The sequence below is a fragment of the Halopseudomonas oceani genome (assembly GCF_002903165.1).
GTDB lineage: Bacteria > Pseudomonadota > Gammaproteobacteria > Pseudomonadales > Pseudomonadaceae > Halopseudomonas > Halopseudomonas oceani.
In genome coordinates this window covers 358,545-374,815 of record NZ_PPSK01000002.1, presented here as the reverse complement: position 1 = coordinate 374,815, position 16,271 = coordinate 358,545, and the positions used below count along the sequence as shown (strand labels likewise).

The 16,271-nt window shown below is 61.1% G+C and carries 16 protein-coding genes and 2 tRNA genes; 4 read left to right on the top strand and 14 right to left on the bottom strand.

What is annotated here, in order from left to right:
- The first annotated feature begins 57 nt into the window (after window positions 1-57).
- The 3 genes from C1949_RS03945 (at window position 58) to C1949_RS03935 (ending at window position 4,890) form a co-directional block, all read left to right on the top strand.
- Window positions 58-2,154, top strand: coding sequence for a carboxy terminal-processing peptidase (locus tag C1949_RS03945; protein WP_104737163.1), 2,097 nt, complete (start codon window positions 58-60; stop codon window positions 2,152-2,154).
- Window positions 2,155-2,321: 167 nt separating this feature from the next.
- Window positions 2,322-4,112: a bifunctional diguanylate cyclase/phosphodiesterase gene (locus C1949_RS03940; RefSeq protein WP_104737162.1), complete on the top strand. Its 1,791-nt coding sequence runs from the start codon at window positions 2,322-2,324 to the stop codon at window positions 4,110-4,112.
- Between the two features lie 49 nt (window positions 4,113-4,161).
- Complete coding sequence (locus tag C1949_RS03935) at window positions 4,162-4,890, top strand: substrate-binding periplasmic protein (RefSeq protein WP_146040285.1); 729 nt, start codon at window positions 4,162-4,164, stop codon at window positions 4,888-4,890.
- A 269-nt stretch (window positions 4,891-5,159) separates the two neighbouring features.
- On the opposite strand, the gene bamJ is transcribed toward C1949_RS03935, so the two are convergent.
- The 3 genes from bamJ to C1949_RS03920 all read right to left on the bottom strand — a co-directional run bounded on the left by bamJ (window position 5,160) and on the right by C1949_RS03920 (window position 6,182).
- Window positions 5,160-5,861, bottom strand: a complete 702-nt coding sequence (gene bamJ, locus C1949_RS03930) for a BamJ family beta-barrel-assembly machinery protein (protein WP_104737160.1) — start codon at window positions 5,859-5,861, stop codon at window positions 5,160-5,162.
- Between the two features lie 153 nt (window positions 5,862-6,014).
- A tRNA-Asp gene (locus C1949_RS03925) sits at window positions 6,015-6,091 on the bottom strand.
- Between the two features lie 15 nt (window positions 6,092-6,106).
- A tRNA-Val gene (locus C1949_RS03920) sits at window positions 6,107-6,182 on the bottom strand.
- Window positions 6,183-6,371: 189 nt separating this feature from the next.
- On the opposite strand from C1949_RS03920, the gene rdgC reads away from it, so the two are divergent.
- The gene (rdgC, locus tag C1949_RS03915) at window positions 6,372-7,289 is read left to right on the top strand and encodes a recombination-associated protein RdgC (protein WP_104737159.1); all 918 of its coding nucleotides are present in this window, start codon (window positions 6,372-6,374) and stop codon (window positions 7,287-7,289) included.
- Window positions 7,290-7,661: 372 nt separating this feature from the next.
- Here rdgC and bamD read toward each other — a convergent pair whose 3' ends face one another.
- Genes bamD through gspE form a run of 11 tightly spaced genes read right to left on the bottom strand, consistent with a single transcriptional unit; the run spans window position 7,662 to window position 16,271 of the window.
- A complete protein-coding gene (bamD, locus tag C1949_RS03910; protein ID WP_170062995.1) occupies window positions 7,662-8,285 on the bottom strand; it encodes an outer membrane protein assembly factor BamD in 624 nt (207 codons plus the stop codon).
- Window positions 8,286-8,296: 11 nt separating this feature from the next.
- The gene (locus C1949_RS03905; RefSeq protein WP_104737157.1) at window positions 8,297-9,049 is read right to left on the bottom strand and encodes a type II secretion system protein N; all 753 of its coding nucleotides are present in this window, start codon (window positions 9,047-9,049) and stop codon (window positions 8,297-8,299) included.
- Window positions 9,049-9,534, bottom strand: a complete 486-nt coding sequence (gspM, locus tag C1949_RS03900; protein WP_104737156.1) for a type II secretion system protein GspM — start codon at window positions 9,532-9,534, stop codon at window positions 9,049-9,051. Before gspM ends, C1949_RS03905 begins: the two co-directional genes overlap by 1 nt.
- Window positions 9,531-10,727: a type II secretion system protein GspL gene (gspL, locus tag C1949_RS03895; protein ID WP_104737155.1), complete on the bottom strand. Its 1,197-nt coding sequence runs from the start codon at window positions 10,725-10,727 to the stop codon at window positions 9,531-9,533. The genes gspM and gspL overlap by 4 nt, the downstream gene beginning before the upstream one ends.
- A 19-nt stretch (window positions 10,728-10,746) precedes the next feature.
- Window positions 10,747-11,547, bottom strand: coding sequence for a type II secretion system minor pseudopilin (locus C1949_RS03890; RefSeq protein ID WP_104737154.1), 801 nt, complete (start codon window positions 11,545-11,547; stop codon window positions 10,747-10,749).
- Window positions 11,544-12,170: a type II secretion system minor pseudopilin GspJ gene (gene gspJ / locus C1949_RS03885; RefSeq protein WP_104737153.1), complete on the bottom strand. Its 627-nt coding sequence runs from the start codon at window positions 12,168-12,170 to the stop codon at window positions 11,544-11,546. The genes C1949_RS03890 and gspJ overlap by 4 nt, the downstream gene beginning before the upstream one ends.
- On the bottom strand, window positions 12,167-12,556 hold the full coding sequence (gspI, locus tag C1949_RS03880) for a type II secretion system minor pseudopilin GspI (protein ID WP_104737152.1): 390 nt from the start codon (window positions 12,554-12,556) through the stop codon (window positions 12,167-12,169). The genes gspJ and gspI overlap by 4 nt, the downstream gene beginning before the upstream one ends.
- Window positions 12,543-13,085: a GspH/FimT family pseudopilin gene (locus C1949_RS03875; RefSeq protein ID WP_104737151.1), complete on the bottom strand. Its 543-nt coding sequence runs from the start codon at window positions 13,083-13,085 to the stop codon at window positions 12,543-12,545. The genes gspI and C1949_RS03875 overlap by 14 nt, the downstream gene beginning before the upstream one ends.
- Window positions 13,085-13,549, bottom strand: coding sequence for a type II secretion system major pseudopilin GspG (gene gspG / locus C1949_RS03870; protein ID WP_104737150.1), 465 nt, complete (start codon window positions 13,547-13,549; stop codon window positions 13,085-13,087). Before gspG ends, C1949_RS03875 begins: the two co-directional genes overlap by 1 nt.
- A gap of 2 nt (window positions 13,550-13,551) precedes the next feature.
- Window positions 13,552-14,763: a type II secretion system inner membrane protein GspF gene (gene gspF, locus C1949_RS03865; RefSeq protein ID WP_104737149.1), complete on the bottom strand. Its 1,212-nt coding sequence runs from the start codon at window positions 14,761-14,763 to the stop codon at window positions 13,552-13,554.
- A 2-nt stretch (window positions 14,764-14,765) separates the two neighbouring features.
- On the bottom strand, window positions 14,766-16,271 hold the full coding sequence (gspE, locus tag C1949_RS03860; RefSeq protein WP_104737148.1) for a type II secretion system ATPase GspE: 1,506 nt from the start codon (window positions 16,269-16,271) through the stop codon (window positions 14,766-14,768).

Sequence of the window (16,271 nt, the reverse complement as noted above, 5' to 3'; positions counted from 1 at the left end):
ACTCTAGGCTCCCGTCGGAACTCCAAAAGCATACTCTCTCCGGACACGATACCCCAGATGAAAGGTTTCCCTCTCCTGCGCCAGTCCTGTCTCATTGCCCTGCTGACCCTCAGCGGCACTGTGCTCTCGGCCGAGCAGAATCAAGCCCTCGACCTCGATTCACTGCAACCGACCCGCGACCAGGTCATTGCCAGTCTGAATACCGTCGAATTACTGCGACGCCATCACTACAATCGCATCCGCCTGGACGACGCCCTGTCCGCGCAGATCTACGACACGTACATCAAGCAGCTCGATCCGCAGCGCAGCCTGTTTACCCAGCAGGACATCGATGCCTTCGCCGGCAACCGCCTGCGTTTCGACGACCTGCTCAAAGCCGGCGACCTCAGCGTCGGCTTTGCCATGCACAAGCGTCAGCTGCAGCGTGTGCAGCAGCGCCTGGCCTTTACCCTGGACCTGATCGACAACAAGCTCGACACGCTCGACTTCAGCAGCGACCAGGAGATTCTGGTTGATCGCGAAGACGCGCCCTGGGCGGCTGACGAACAGGCCCTTGAGCAGCTCTGGCGCGCACAGGCCAAAGACGAAGTACTGCGCCTGAAGCTGGCCGGCAAAGACATGGCAGGGATCAAGGAGCTGCTCGGCAAGCGCTACCGCGGGCAGCAGATCCGGATCAATCAGACCCGCTCCGAGGACCTGTTCCAGAGCTATATCAACGCCATGGCTCAGGTCTACGATCCGCATACCCAATATCTCTCGCCAGAAAACGCCGAGAACTTCGACATCAATATGAGCCTGTCGCTGGAAGGCATTGGCGCGGTACTGCAGAGCGATAACGAGTACACCCGGATCGTTCGCCTGGTACCGGCCGGCCCGGCCCAACGCAGCCAGCAGCTCGCCACCAGCGACAAGATCGTCGGTGTCGCCCAAGGCGACGATGACATGGTAGACGTGGTTGGCTGGCGCCTGGATGAGGTGGTCAAGCTGATTCGCGGCCCCAAAGGCTCTCCGGTACGCCTGGAGGTCATCCCCGCCAGCAACCCGCCGGGCGACCTGACCAGCCGGATCGTGCACCTGACCCGTGAAGCTGTAAAACTGGAAGATCAAGCTGCCAAGTCTTCCATCATCAACATCAACGAGCAGGGTCACGATTACCACATCGGTGTGATTGAGGTGCCCGGTTTTTATATCGACTTCAAGGCCTATCGCCAGGGTGATCCGGAGTACCGCAGCACCACCCGTGACGTGCGCCGTCTGCTCGGCGAACTGAGCAAACAGAACGTTGACGGCATAGTGCTGGATCTGCGCAACAACGGCGGCGGGTCATTGCAGGAGGCGACCGAGCTGACCGGCCTGTTTATCGATCAGGGCCCGACCGTACAGGTGCGCGACAGTCAAGGCCAGGTTCAGCAACTGGATGATCCCGAAGCCGGTATTACCTACAACGGACCACTGGCCGTACTGGTAAACCGTCTGTCCGCCTCCGCTTCGGAGATTTTCGCTGGTGCCATGCAGGATTACGGCCGCGCGCTGGTCATCGGCGAGTCCACCTTCGGCAAAGGAACCGTGCAGTCCATCCAGCCGCTGAACCATGGCGAACTCAAGCTGACGCTGGCCAAGTTCTACCGGGTGTCGGGTCAGAGCACCCAGCACCGCGGCGTCGTGCCGGATATCAGCTATCCGTCACTGCTCGACAGCAAGGAAATCGGCGAGAGCGCCCTCCCCCATGCCATGCCCTGGGACACCATTGCGCCGGCCCGTTTCCGCGCTAGCAGCCAGCTGCAGCCATTCATCACCCAACTGCAGAAACTGCACGAAGCGCGTGCCGCAAAAGACCCGGACTTCATTTACACCCTGGCACGCATCAATCTGGACGCAGAAATCCGCGCCCAGCAGACCGTGCCGCTGAATGAAGCCAAGCGCAAGCAGCGCCAGGAAGACTACGAGTCGCGCCTGCTGACTCTGGAAAACCAGCGGCTTACCGCGCGAGGTGAAGAACCGCTGACCAGCCTGGAGAATCAGGACCCCTTGCTTGACAGCAATCACGCTGAAGACGAGAAAGATACCTCTGAGGACGATGCGTTCCTGGTTGAAACCAGTCACATCCTGCTGGACCTGCTGCAACTGGAACATCAGGTAGCTACCGTCGACTGATCCCTGCCAGCTGCCTGCCGGCGCTTGCTGGCAGGCAGTACCATGACTGTAACCCTTCTGTAATAGCCAAGTGACACACTTTCGCGGTCAGGACGAATGCCCGCGAACGCGTCTAACGCAAACCCGGGCGGCCAGGTACGGCCACTTCCATTTGCCTGGGAACCTCTATGACCGTCTCCGAACAACGTCAGGCCCTCATCTCCATCCTCAATCGAGGCGCTGTCAGCAGCCTGTTTCAGCCCATCGTTTCGATGCTGGAAGAGCGTATTGTCGGCTTTGAAGCCCTCAGTCGAGGCCCCTCCGACAGCCCCTTGCACTCGCCCGTGACCCTGTTCGCCGCAGCCCGTCACCACGGCATCCTGACCGAACTGGAAATGCTGTGTCGCGATCGCGCCGTGAGCCGATTCTGCAACCTGAACCTTCCGGGCAAGCTCTTCCTGAACGTCTCGCCGGAAAGCCTGCTGGAACATCAGCACTACCCGGGGCGCACGCTGGAAATACTGCAACGCAATGGCCTCTCCCCCGATCAGGTGGTCATCGAGCTGACCGAGCAGGCGCCCATCGAAGATCTGTCCCTACTGCAGAATGCACTGCACCACTACCGCGACATGGGCTTCTCAATCGCGCTGGACGACCTTGGTGCCGGCTACTCCAGCCTGCGCCTGTGGTCTGAGCTGCAGCCCGAGTTCGTCAAGATCGACCGCCACTTTGTCGATGGCATCCACCGCGATCCGGTAAAGCGCGAATTTGTCGCGTCCATCCTGCAGATGGCCAAAGCCTCGCGCGCCTGTGTCATTGCCGAAGGGATTGAGCAACCCGAGGAGCTGGCTGTCCTTGAGGAAATCGGCGTCGACTGGGTCCAGGGCTATCTGCTCGGACGCCCGGACGCCGACCCACGCATCGACGACATCAACCTGAGCGAGCGTTTAAGCCGGACCCAGTCGGGTGCAAGTGAGGACGCCCCCATCCACAGTCTGCTGCTGCCGATACCGGCGGTGCCGGAAAACACCAAAGTGCAGGCTGTACTGGATTGCTTTCAGCAACAACCCACGCTCAACACCCTGGCGATCATCGACGAGCAGGGCCACCCCATTGGTGCGGTGCAACGTCACGCACTCAGCCAGACCATGCTCAAACCTTTTGCCCAGGAAATCTACAACCGCAAGCCGATCCGGCAACTGATGGACCCCGACTGCCTGACCGTCGACATTAGGCAAAGCCTGCAGCGCGTCAGCCGCCTGCTGACCAGCCGCGCACGCCAGCGCCTGGAGGACGACTTCATCATCGTCGACCAAGGGCTCTACAAGGGCCTGGGGCGTGGCATTGACGTACTCCGGCAGATCACCGAGCTGAAGCTGCAGCAGGCCCGGCATGCCAACCCGCTGACCCTGCTGCCAGGCAATATTCCGATTCAGCAATGTCTGCAACGGTTACTGGAGCGCGAGGTCGACGCCCAGCTTTGCTACATTGATCTCGATAATTTCAAACCTTTCAACGACCTGTACGGATACGGCAAAGGGGACGAGATCCTGCTGGGGCTGGCGCAGCTGCTGCGAGAGCTGTGCGACCCCCGTTGCGATTTCGTCGGCCATATCGGTGGCGACGACTTCATGCTGGTCATGCGCAGTGATGACTGGCGAGAGCGCCTGCAGCGACTGGATGACCGGTTTCAGCAGCTATGCCGCACCCTCTACCGGGCCGAGCACCTGCAAAGCCAGTGCTTTACCGCACCGGATCGTGAGGGTCGCTGGCGCAGCCACGACCTGTTGAACCTGTCGATCGGCATTCTACCGCTGGTTGGCAGCCAGGCACGCCAGTTTGACCCCGCGCGCCTTGCCGAGCTGGCTTCACGGGCAAAGCACGAAGCGAAGAAACAACGCGGATTCAGCCTGGTCATCCAGACCCTGCCACCGGACAGCCAGGACAACCCGGAACGGTACCTTAACCTTTGTAGCTGAATACCGACTTTGATCTATGCTTAGGTAAGCTCAACACACAGGTAACACCGTGAGGCCGATTCTAGGCTATCTCAGTACGCTGCCATTTCTCTGGTCGACCGGAGCCCACGCTGGGCCGATCAACTGGGGCTTTTCTCCTTCCGACCCGCCACCCTACGTGGCGATGAGCGGTACTGCCCTGCAGACCAGCCTGACCCGGGACCTGGGCGAGCTTGTGGCCAGCACCACTGCACGAGCTGTAGTCTTCGTTGCCGTCCCCAACAACCGGATTGATGAAGCCTTTACCCAGGGCCGCATCGACATCATCTGCAATACCCAGCCATCCTGGCACTCCCATCCCGAGCAGCTTAGCTGGAGCGATGTGTTGTACGAGGACGCCGACGTCATCGCCACACGCAGCCTCAGCCGGTCGCCAGCCAGCCTCAGCGACCTGAAAGGGGCTATGGTCGGAGCAACCCTTGGCTACCATTACAGCGAGACACTCACAGAGGCGTTCGCAAGCGGCCAATTAACCCGCCACGACGTGCGCGACCTGAACACCCGTATAAAGATGCTGGAGCGCGGTCGACTCGACGCCACCGTCGAAATGCGCCGCCCACTCCAACACTACCTACTGACAAAGCCGGCCAACATCCAGATCAGCGACTGGGAGATAGAACGCTTCGATCTGCGCTGTGCAACCCAACGGCAACCGGACGACTCGCGCTCGCTGATCGACGCGATTCACCAACTTCTCGATCAAGGGCAGATAGCCGAGCTGATTGAGCGCTACCAGTAGTCCAGAAGGTTACCCACAGCTTCTGTGGATAAGTCTGTGAAGAAAATCAGGAAAACTCGCTCAAACGCCCGTTTACATGCGCCTGCAGACAAACCGCGCATATTTTAACCAGAGCAAAAAATTCAAATTTTTCAGCGAGTTAGCAAAAGAAAGGAAGAGCAGAAAAAAAACCAAAAGTAAACAGCGAGCGTTACCGAAGAATGTGCATAAAGGTAACAACGGAATACCCGAAGGCCTTGCCACGGGCATTCCGACGTGTTACCTGGCGCTTACTCTTCGCGGGGCTTGATACCCACCAGCTCCATGTCGAACACCAGAATGGAGTTCGGCGGAATGACCGGACTGGGGCTGCGCGGACCATAGGCCAGTTCAGCTGGAACCGTGACGGTCCACTTGTCACCAACGTGCATCAGTTGCAGCACCTCGACCCAACCCGGAATGACACCGGCCACCGGCAGCTCAGCCGGCTGGCCACGCTGAACGGAACTGTCGAAAACGGTGCCGTCGAGCAAACGCCCTTCGTAATGCACCACAACCACATCGTCAGCCTGCGGCTGCGGACCGTCCGCATCACCACTGCTGATCACTTCATATTGCAGACCGGACGAGGTCGACGTTACGCCATCTTTGGCAGCGTTCTCTTCCAGGTACTTCTTGTTGGCATCCAGCGCTTCCTGAGCCAGTGCCTCAGCACGCTCCTGGGACCGCTTTTGCAGCTCGTTGAAGGCACTGGTCAGCTCTTCATCACCGACCCGCTGCTCCTGACTGCCCAGCGCATCCTGCAGGCCTAGCGCCAGTGCCTGCGGATCAATATCGCCCAGACCATCCTGCAGCAGACTCTGACCCATGTTCAGGCCGATGCCGTAAGAAGCTTGTTGGATAGGAGTAGTGAGTTCCGGTTCGTCCTTGTTACAACCGGCCAGAGCCAGGGCCCCGACTGCAATGCTGACTGCCAGCAGATTACGCTTCATGCTTACCTCAGTAGACAAGCCCTTTATGGGCGAAAAGAAGCAGCCAGCTTAGCAGGGGTTTAAACGCCCGGCTACCGGCAGAAACGCAATTGTGAACGAGTACTGAAGCGTACTTTAGAAAGGTAAATCAGGAGTTACTGCAGGAGGGGGAAATGGCGCAGCGGACGGGACTCGAACCCGCGACCCCCGGCGTGACAGGCCGGTATTCTAACCAACTGAACTACCGCTGCGCTATTCTTCTCGAGTGGTGGGTGATGACGGGATCGAACCGCCGACCCTCTGCTTGTAAGGCAGATGCTCTCCCAGCTGAGCTAATCACCCGTTTGCTCTCGAAGTGGTGCGCATTCTAGGGAGCTTTTTCGGTTCTGGCAACACCTTTTTCAAAAAAAAATCAGGTTATTTCAATATCTTATTCGGAAGCCGCGGAAACACTGGCTGCTGGCGGTCTGCTGGGGCAATATTGGCCGTTTTCTCGGGCACCCTGCCCACGGCAATAGAAGGACAACACACATGTGGTTTCGCAATCTGCTTATCTACCGCTTCAGTCAATCCGTACCCTTCAGCGAATCCCAGCTGATCGAGGCGCTTGAGCAGAAGCCGTCCCGCCCCTGCGCCAGCCAGGAGACACATACGCTTGGCTGGACCACACCATGGGGACGTCACTCGGAGAATCGCGTCGAAGTCAGCAACGGCTATTGGCTGATCGCCATGCGCAAGGAAGAACGCATTCTTCCCGGCAGCGTGGTCAAGGAAGCACTCGCGGAAAAGGTTGAGGAAATCGAAAACCGTGACGCCCGCAAGGTCTATAAGAAAGAGCGCGACACACTCAAGGATGAGATCGTCATGTCTTTGCTGCCGCGCGCCTTTACCCGCACCCAGACCACCTTTGCCTGCATCTGCCCAACCGAGGGCTGGATCGCAGTTGACAGCTCCAGTCACAAGCGTGCCGAAGACCTGCTTAGCCTCCTACGCGAATGCACAGGTTCGCTGCCGGTACGGCCGCTCAACGTGAAGATCGCACCTGCCAGCTGCATGACCCAGTGGGTGAAGGACAATCAGGCGCCGGAGCAGCTACAGATCGGTGATGAATGCGAGTTGCGTGACACCAGCGAGGACGGCGGCGTGGTGCGCTGCAAGCGCCAGGATCTGGCCAGCGACGAGATTCAGCTGCACTTGAGCACGGGCAAGCAGGTCAGCCAGTTGGCTCTGCAGTGGCAAGAGAAGCTGAGTTTCGTGCTCGATGACAAGCTGACGCTCAAGCGCGTCAAGTTCGAGGACCTGCTGCGCGAAGAAGCAGACGAGAACGGCGGCGACGACATGCTGAGCCAGCTGGACGCCAGCTTCACCATCATGGCCAGCACCCTGAGCGAGCTACTGCCCGCCATCACCAGTGCATTGGGTGGTGAGGACATTCCGCAAGGAATCTGACTGTCTTGCAGGCATTGCCGCTCCGGCTCCGGGGCGGCAAGCCGCTCCCTGCGGGGCTCCGGCAAAACTATCCACAAATCCTGTGGATAACTATGTGGACAGCCTGCAGAAAACCCGCCTCAAGGTATATAAAACGGGGCCACCTCTTAGAATGATCATTTTTTAACCTATTTTTTTGCCTTACAAATCAATAGGTTACGATATGACGTCAGATATCAGTGACTTACAGCGGCTTTTGACGAATTGATGACAGGTTGCCCCGCCGCTGTGCACAATCGCGGGGCAAAACGCCAGAAGTCAAGGCCATTAGGTGCGCCATTTCAACGCATCAACATATCTCTCGGCAGCTGGCCAGGAGCATGGAGGAATGAATCAACTCTGATTGTCGAGCAGCCAGGCGGTTGCGTCGGCTGCCGCCGAGCTACGTGGGTAACTGGTCTGCACATAGCGCATCCGCGCCCGGGCGCGCTCTGCCTGCCCCCGCTCCTGATCCAGTACTGCTAGGTCGTACTCTGCCCTGGCCATTCCTTCCAGCACGGCTTGCACACGCGGCACCATCTCTGCCCGATAGCCGGATTGGGGATAGGTTCGAACGAAACCGGTCAGCGCGGCGTGGGCCTCACGGCCCAGATCCAGCTGCAGCTGGCTGTCGCCTGCAGCGAGTTCAAAACGTGCATATGGGATAAGGGCCGCGAGATACGCTGCGTAGTCACGCTCGTTGACGTTTTCCTGCTCACCCAAGTAGCTGTCCACTAGACGCTGAGCAATATCCAGCTCGGCGTGGGTAAGGCACTGATACGCGGCTTCCAGCAACACTGCAGGCACCTGCAGACTCCGTACCTGTTCCGCCAGCGCCGAATCACACTGCCCCATTCCCAATCGGGCGCGCACATCCGCTACCGCAGCGTCCTGCTCCTGCTGCTTAAGCTGATTGCCTGCACAGCCACCCAGACTGAGTGCCAGCAGCAGACAGCAGCCGATTCGACCTGTTCTCATCACTATCTCCGTCATTGCAATTGAGCCCGCCAGTGCACCCAGCCTTGCGGGTCTGGCCGGCCCAGCAGCTGCAGGCCCGCGGCAAGGTCGCGCTCGGCATCGGCACGGGCAAGCAGCCGGGTGTCCAGTTTCAGTGGCTTGGCTGGCTGCCACCGCGCGGTACCGGCCAACCCCAGGGGGCCGCCTGCATCGGCCAGGTTCATGACCAGCCAGCCATTATCCGCTGTCAGGTCAGCGCCGAGATTGCCAAGCGCCAGCGGATTGGGCAGCCCGCCGCCAGCATCTTGCCAGGCGATCCGCCCACTGGCCTCGGTTACCTCGCGCAAGTCAGCCAAGGTCAACCGGGGAATATCGAGCAACCAGTCTCCCTGCAGAACAAAGGGCGCCTTATTGACCTGGGCCATGCTAGCCGCACTGAGCCGGCCGCGTACCTGCTCCAGCGAAACGGTGTTGCCAGCCAGCCGCAGGATCGCCTGAACCTGACCATCACGCGGACGCCAGTCCAAGTCCAACACCAGCTCCGCTGCCAGCAACCCCGACGGCTGCCAGCGCCATTCCAGCGCGCCCTGATCAATACCCTCAACCTGCATGCGTGCAACACTGCCGTGCCATAGGGTACCGGTCAGACCATCCAGTTCGACCTTTGCCGGCAGATAGGGCTGAACCTGACGCCATACCAGTTGCGCCGGCACATTGCAGAGCAAGGTCGCCAGCAATACCAGCGTTGCCAACAACCAGAGCCGACGTCCTTTTAACCAACTCATCAACGCTGCTCCAACAAGATACGTGCAGAAACCTGCCCTGCGGCCTCGCTGCCCTCCAGGGCCAACTGGGTCACCAGCAGCCCCTGGCGCTGCTCCAACTCAGCGAGCCAGCCCATCAGTGCATCAAAACTGACATCATCCAGGATCAACCGCGCGCCCTCTCCTTCCGGTTGCACCCGGGTCAACGCCGAACGCAGTCCCGCGGCGTTGGCCGATACTTCGATCAGCGTCAGCACCGAGCCGCCGCCCCCGGGGAGGGCGGGCGCGCGCTGCTCCAGTCTTGCCCGTCGGCGCACTTCATCACTGGCCTGTTCCATCCAGACCGCTTCGGCTGACATTCGGGCAACCTCGCTGCGCAACGCGCTGCGGCCCTGTACCAGCGGCTCCCAGATGGCGACCCAGGCCAGAATCAGCACCAGTGCTAGCCCTCCCAGCAGCAGGATACGTCGTTCTCTGGGCGCGAGCCCTGACCACCAGGCGTTCATGAGTCGCTCCTTGTAATCCGCAACCGTGCCGTCACAGAGCCGCTATCGGAGTCGGCACCGAGCAGGCTTTCGCTCACGCCGCTGGTAGCGGCCAACTGGCTACGCAGTTGCTCCAGGTTGGCAAAGGTTGCAACCTTGAGTTCCACCTCCAGCTCATCACGGCTACCGCGCAGCTGTTTTACCTCAACGCCTTGCTGCTGTCCTACGGCGCTATACACCGCGTACAGCAACTGGCCTGCGCTGGGTTGAGCGCCCCCCCCAGAAGCGGAATTCAGACGCTGACGAAACTGCATCGCCGGATCCAGCATGCGCTCTCCGGGAAGCGCCTCGCTGAAGCTGCGCTCGATGCGCAGCTGCAACGCATCGCGTTGTTGCTGCAGGGCATACCGCTCCGCTGCGAGCCAGCCAATTCCCAGCACCAGCGTGGCAGCCATCGCCACCAGGGCCGGTCGCAGGACACGCCAGGGCGGTGGTGCCATGCTGACTGCGTAGGGGCCTGACAGTAAATTGAAATCCGTAACGGCAAACTGCTGCTGCAAGGTTAACGTGGCCTGACTGCGCGTTACCGATACCCCCGCAGGCAGCAGCACCTCAAGACCCGCAGCGGCCTCTCCGGCCAGCTCGACAGCGCGTTCCGCCTCATCTCGCTCCAGCAGGCGCTTGCGTAGCCAGATGGCAAGCATGCTCTGCTCAAGCAATACGGCTTCAGCCGCACTGTCGGTAACCAGCCAGCGAGCATCCTGCGGCCAGGGGGATGCCTGCACTCGCACGCCCGCAGCAGGCACCGCGTCGGCTGGAACGGCAGTGACCGGCAGCAGCGCCTCCAGCCGCAAGCCGGCAGCGGAAAAATACTCCAGCCACTGCTCCAGTAGGCGCCGTTCGACCACCGCAGCACTGATCCGTGAGTCGCTACGACGCGGCCCCATAACAATGTGCAGCTCATCAACGTCCTGACTCAACTGCTCTTCCAGGGCGAACGGCAGCGCCGCCTTGAGCGCTGCGGTCCGCTGTCCGGGCAAGGAGGCACGCAACAGATTGACTCCGTCGGCGAGCAACGCCTTGACCCGTGCACCCGGGTAGCGCCCCTGAAGCACCGAGAGCGGATCACACCCCTGATCCTGAACCTGTCCATCCCGCTCCAAACGCCACCAGTGCAGCGGCTGGTCGGGGTTGCTCAACAGCACTATCAGCATGCCTTGCTTCCTGTCTTCATTACGGCTCGCACGCCGTCTGTTCCCGCAGCACTACCCTGCCATTAGGGGCATCAAGCAGTGTGCATTGATAAAAATTGCGCTCACCAAAATGCGCGACGATCTGTAGCCGCATGAACCAAGGCGCATCATTGCCCGGCGCCGTGCGGCCACTGAAAACGGCTTTGATCAGATCATTACTGCGTTCCACGTCAATCGGACTCTGATCAGACGGATACGCCGTGACATAAGGTGCCAGCGCCTGCCAGGCTTCTGCGCTCATGCCACTGACCGATGCCAGCTCGGACGCAACCAGCATGGTGCGATTGGCCGATAGCCGTGGCGGCTGCTGCAAGCGATACACCGGGTCGTCGGTTTCCGGGTTCATCCAGTCGGTAACCGCCAGTGCCAGCTGACTGCCAGCTGGCATGGCCACACCTGAGTCTTGCGCCACGCGGTCGACCAAACGGGCGAACTCCGCTTGCTGTTGTTCGTCTCCAGAGGCCAGCGCGTTAAGGTTGAACCGGCAACGCATGTTGTCCAGCGTCGCCTGCAACTGCACCTGATCGACCTCAAATGGCAATACCGGAGACAGGCAGGTGTCCCACAGCAACTCGTCAGCGCTGTCGACTTGTTCAAGCACCTGCAACACCATCTTCTCGGCCCCAAGTGCGATCTCACGCGACAGGTCGCGTTCAAACACCGCGCTGCTGCGGCGAATGTCCGCCTGCCCGCGCATCGCCATGCCGACCGCCGCCGTGACCGCCAGCGCAACGATCAGCAGCGCGGTAATCAGCGCAACCCCCTGCTGCCGACGCTTCATTGCCCCACCGCAATCAGTCGACGGATCAGGCCAAGGCGCGGCAGATCCAGCTGTATTTCAACCGCTAGCGGCAGTTGGGTGGATTCCGGGTCAAGATCCGCCGGCGGCCAGCTGTCGACCCGCTCCAGTCCGCTTGCCCCGCGCACGATAAAGTGAAATCCACTGTCCACACCGAGGCGTTCGTCCTCGCCCACCAGTTCAGCGAACGGCTGCAGGCGCAAGCTGTCGGCATCCGCCACATCAACGCCTGGCCACAGCTCCCGCTCCAGACCACGCTCGGTCAGCCGCCAGGCGGTGCGGCGCAAACGCTGCTCACCGCCTGCCCCGGCCCGCACAATTTCCAGTAACGGCTGATCACTGTTAGCCTGCAGCCGCAGCGGCGGCAACCGGTCACCAAATTCGTCGCGCACGCGGATATCCACCAACTGCGCGAGATCACGTTCCAGCACACTCAGGCTAACCTGCAGATCCGCCAGTTCGCTCGCGTGTTCCCGGCTGACTTCGTTGGTCTCCAGCACCGCCCGCAGGCCCTGATAGGCGACCACACTCATCACCGCAAAGAGCAGCATGGCCACCAGCAGCTCCAGCAGGGTAAAACCGCACTGCCCGTTGCGCACCGTCATGGCAGCACAAACCCGCTAACCATCGCGCGCTGGTCACTTTCATCACCGGGCAGCAACCAAAGGCGAATATCAACCCGCTTGACCGAGGGCAGCGGAAACGGCGACTTGGCGCTGTAATCGCTGATCTGGGTACGATAGCCGAAGCGGTAGGGCCCCATGTTGGTCTCGCCCTTCAGCTCGCCGTCGGTGGCCGGACGCATGCCCGATTCGTACTCAGCCAGCAGATTGCTGCCAGCCCAGTGCGCCAGGGTGCGCTCCTGCAGATAGCCGGTATTGCGGGCGTGATCGCTGCCCGCCTTGACTAGCGCCCCGAGGGCGACTGCAAGCACGGTCAGCGCCACCAGCACTTCCAGCAGGGTAAAACCACGGCTGCTACGGACGCTCACTGAACACCTCGATATGGCCGGTCAACTCAACCTGAATAAAGCGCTCCAGGTTATGCTCGCGTGCCCGCAGGACAATCAGGCCCGGCGTCATCTCGCCGGTGTTGCTCAGCCGCAGCTGGGGTGTCCATACCCTGCTGGAGGACAGGCTACGCGGCTGATCAGCAGCTTCGAAGTCCAGCTCGATCAAGCCCTCGGTCACAACATGCGGCCCCAGCTGCGCGTCGTTCACCGGCTGCCACTCACGAGTGGCGTCATCAAGCAGGACCAGATCCAGCATGCTGTAGCTGTCACGCCGAATTCCCAGCGCCCGCTCGCTGCCGCCACTGATCAGCAACTCGTCACGGGCCAGCTTGAGCACCGTAGCCAGCCGATCAGCCTCGCGACGCAGCTCGCGCTCCGCCCCGTCACCCAGCGACAGCGTCGCCAGACCCGCCATCACCCCGATCAGCACCAATACGATCAGCACTTCAAACAGGGTAAAGCCGGTCTGCAGCCTGTGCGCAGAGTGGTGGTCGGAACGCATGCTCATCAACGCTCGCCGTTCTGTTCCAGATTCCAGTTGCCAATATCGGTAGCGCTGTCAGTGCCACCGCTGCGGCCGTCGGAGCCAAAGCTGTAGAGATCAAACAGGCGACCATCGCGCCCCGGTGTCTGATACTGGTAGTCGTTGCCCCACGGGTCTTGCTGCAGGCGGTCCAGGTAGCCACCCTTGCGCCAGTTACGTGGCGCATTCTGACCAGTAGGCTCCTGCACCAGTGCACGCAGGCCCTGTTCAGTGGTCGGGTAGCTGAAGTTGTCCAGTCGATACAGATTCAACGCGCTCTCGATAGCACGAATGTCGCTCTGCACCTTGGTGATCCGTGCCTGGTCCGGCCGGTCCATGACCCGCGGCACCACCACCGCCGCCAGAATCCCGAGGATGACTACCACAACCATCACTTCAATCAGGGTAAAACCGCGCTGCGCAGCACGGCGTACGTGGTTATTGCTCATCATCAATTCACCAGTTGGTTGAGTTCAAAGATTGGCAGCAGAATCGCCAGTACGATCACCAGCACTACCGCGCCCATGGTCAGAATCAGCAGCGGCTCGAAAACACCCATCACCATGGCGATACGCGCCTCTAGCTCGCGTTCCTGGGTTTCCGCCGCCCGCTCCAGCATGTCATCGAGGGTGCCGCTGCTTTCACCGCTCTTGATCAGACTGAGGGTCATCGCCGGGAAATAGCCGCTACGCTCCAGCGCCAGGCCTACCCCGGCCCCCTCACGCACACGCTGGGCGGCCTCGCTGACCGCCTCGCGCATTGGCAGGTTGGTGATAACACTCGCACTCATGTTCAATGCATCCAGCAGCGGTACACCACTGGCGGCAAGGATATTCAGGGTCCGCGCAAAACGGGCAGTGTTGAGACCGCGGGTCAAGCGACCGATCAGCGGCAGCCGCAGCAGCAGATCGTGCCAGCGCCGCTGGTAGGCAGGCCGCTGCAACAGGGTGCGCAGGCCATAACCTAGCCCCCCCAGTACCAGCAGCATCAATAGCCCCCAGTCGCGCAGGGTATCGCTGACCGCAATCAGCATACGGGTCAGCAGCGGCAACTGCTGATTCATGCCGTCAAACACCTTGACCACTTCAGGCACCACGTAGGTCAGCAGCGCGACGGTCACCAGCAACGCTACACAGGTGAGGATGGCCGGGTAGAACATCGCCAGCTGGATCTTCTGGCGCATGGCGTTCTGCGCCTCAACGTTATCAGCCAGCCGTTCCAGCACCAGATCCAACCGCCCCGCCTGCTCGCCAGCGGCGATGGTGGTGCGGTAGATGACCGGAAAGACCGAGGGGAACTCGCCCAGTGCGTGCGCCAGCGGCAGGCCCTCCATGACCCGCGTGCGCACTGCCGTCAGCGCCGAGCGCACTTTGGGCGACTCGCTTTGGCGGGCCACCGTGGCCAGTACTTCTTCGATCGGCAGGCCAGCACGCGCCAGGGTTGCCATCTGCCGGGTCGCGAGGGACAGTTCCAGCGGCTTGATCCGCTGCTGCAGCACGGGCATGCGCAGCACCGCTGCGCGCTCAGCCACCTGGCTGACCGTCATCGGCGTCAACCCCTGCTCACGCAGCCGACCACGCACCTGACGGGGAGAGTCGCCCTCCTCTACGCCCTTGCGGGTCCGGCCGCTGGCGTCCAGCGCAGTGTATTCAAAGGCAGGCACGCTCAGTCCTCCCGGGTAACGCGCAGGACTTCTTCCAGCGTAGTGTCACCTGCCAGCACCCGGCGCACCCCATCCTGCCGAATCCCCGGCTGCGCCAGTCGGGCGTGCCGTACCATGGCCTGCTCACTGGCGCCATCATGGATCATGCCGCGCAGGGTGTCGTCGATCTCGATCAGCTCATAGATGCCGGTACGCCCGCGATAGCCACTGCCATTGCAGGCGGCGCAACCGGCCGCACGATACAGCGTCGGTGGCGTCTGTTCGTCCAGCCCCAGCAAACGACATTCACTGCTGCTGGCCTGATGCGGCTCGCGGCAGTCCGGACACAAGGTGCGCACCAGCCGCTGGGCCAACACGCCGTTCAGGGTCGACGACAGCAGAAACGGCTCAATACCCATGTCGCGCAGACGGGTAATGGCACCGATGGCGGTGTTGGTGTGCAGGGTGGAAAACACCAGGTGACCGGTCAGACTGGCCTGAATGGCGATCTGCACCGTGTCGATATCACGAATCTCACCGACCATCACCACATCAGGGTCCTGACGCAGAATTGCACGCAGACCGCGGGCAAAGGTCATGTCGACCTTGTTGTTGATCTGGGTCTGACCAATGCCGTCGAGGTAATACTCGATAGGATCTTCGACGGTGAGGATATTGCGGCTGCGGTCGTTCAGCCGCATCAGCGCCGAATACAGCGTGGTGGTCTTGCCCGAGCCAGTCGGCCCGGTTACCAGCACGATGCCGTGCGGGCGGCTGATTACCCGTTCCATCGCCGCGTAATGTTCTGGGCACATACCGAGCTGACGCAGCTCCAGGCGCCCGGCCTGTTTGTCGAGCAGACGCAGCACCACCCGTTCGCCATGACCGGAAGGCAGGGTCGAAACCCGCACATCCACCGCCCGCCCCACCAGCCGCAGGCCGATCCGACCGTCCTGTGGCAGACGCTTCTCGGCGATGTCCAGTTTGGCCATGACCTTGATCCGTGACACGATCACCGGCGCCAGAGCGCGCGGTGGTTCAAGCACTTCGCGCAATACACCGTCGACCCGCAAACGGATGGACAGGCGATTTTCAAACGGTTCGATATGAATGTCCGAGGCGTTTTCCTTCACCGCCTCGGACAGCAGCGCGTTGATCAATCGGATGATCGGCGCTTCATCCTGCGATTCGAGCAAGTCTTCTGGCTCAGCCAGCGACTGGGCGACCGAGAGCAGGTCAGCGTCCTCACCCAGTCCTTCGACAAACTGCATGGCATCATTGGCCGAGCGTTCGTAGCGATCACGAAGCCGCGCGGCGAAGGCATCGTCGTCCAACTCGATCGGCAACAACGGACAACCGTGCCGCCGACGCAGCTCCAGCAGCCCCTGCGGATCACAGTCGGCCCGCACGAACACCTCCAGTTGGCCGTCATCACGCATCGCCCCCGTCAACACACCCACCCGGCGGGAATAGCGATAACCGGTTTCAGCGGCTGGCGCGGCGACACTGCTGCTTTCCTGCTCGCTCAT

What these genes read in the sequence shown, in the direction of transcription:
- bamJ (WP_104737160.1), bottom strand. Translation starts at nt 5,861, where the DNA reads ATGAAGCGTAATCTGCTGGCAGTCAGCATTGCAGTCGGGGCCCTGGCT.
- C1949_RS03875 (WP_104737151.1), bottom strand. Translation starts at nt 13,085, where the DNA reads ATGAGCATGCGTTCCGACCACCACTCTGCGCACAGGCTGCAGACCGGC.
- gspG (WP_104737150.1), bottom strand. Translation starts at nt 13,549, where the DNA reads ATGAGCAATAACCACGTACGCCGTGCTGCGCAGCGCGGTTTTACCCTG.
- gspE (WP_104737148.1), bottom strand. Translation starts at nt 16,271, where the DNA reads ATGAGCGAGCAGGAAAGCAGCAGTGTCGCCGCGCCAGCCGCTGAAACC.
- C1949_RS03940 (WP_104737162.1), top strand. Translation starts at nt 2,322, where the DNA reads ATGACCGTCTCCGAACAACGTCAGGCCCTCATCTCCATCCTCAATCGA.
- bamD (WP_170062995.1), bottom strand. Translation starts at nt 8,285, where the DNA reads ATGAGAACAGGTCGAATCGGCTGCTGTCTGCTGCTGGCACTCAGTCTG.
- C1949_RS03945 (WP_104737163.1), top strand. Translation starts at nt 58, where the DNA reads ATGAAAGGTTTCCCTCTCCTGCGCCAGTCCTGTCTCATTGCCCTGCTG.
- gspJ (WP_104737153.1), bottom strand. Translation starts at nt 12,170, where the DNA reads ATGACGGTGCGCAACGGGCAGTGCGGTTTTACCCTGCTGGAGCTGCTG.
- C1949_RS03905 (WP_104737157.1), bottom strand. Translation starts at nt 9,049, where the DNA reads ATGAGTTGGTTAAAAGGACGTCGGCTCTGGTTGTTGGCAACGCTGGTA.
- gspM (WP_104737156.1), bottom strand. Translation starts at nt 9,534, where the DNA reads ATGAACGCCTGGTGGTCAGGGCTCGCGCCCAGAGAACGACGTATCCTG.
- C1949_RS03890 (WP_104737154.1), bottom strand. Translation starts at nt 11,547, where the DNA reads ATGAAGCGTCGGCAGCAGGGGGTTGCGCTGATTACCGCGCTGCTGATC.
- gspL (WP_104737155.1), bottom strand. Translation starts at nt 10,727, where the DNA reads ATGCTGATAGTGCTGTTGAGCAACCCCGACCAGCCGCTGCACTGGTGG.
- rdgC (WP_104737159.1), top strand. Translation starts at nt 6,372, where the DNA reads ATGTGGTTTCGCAATCTGCTTATCTACCGCTTCAGTCAATCCGTACCC.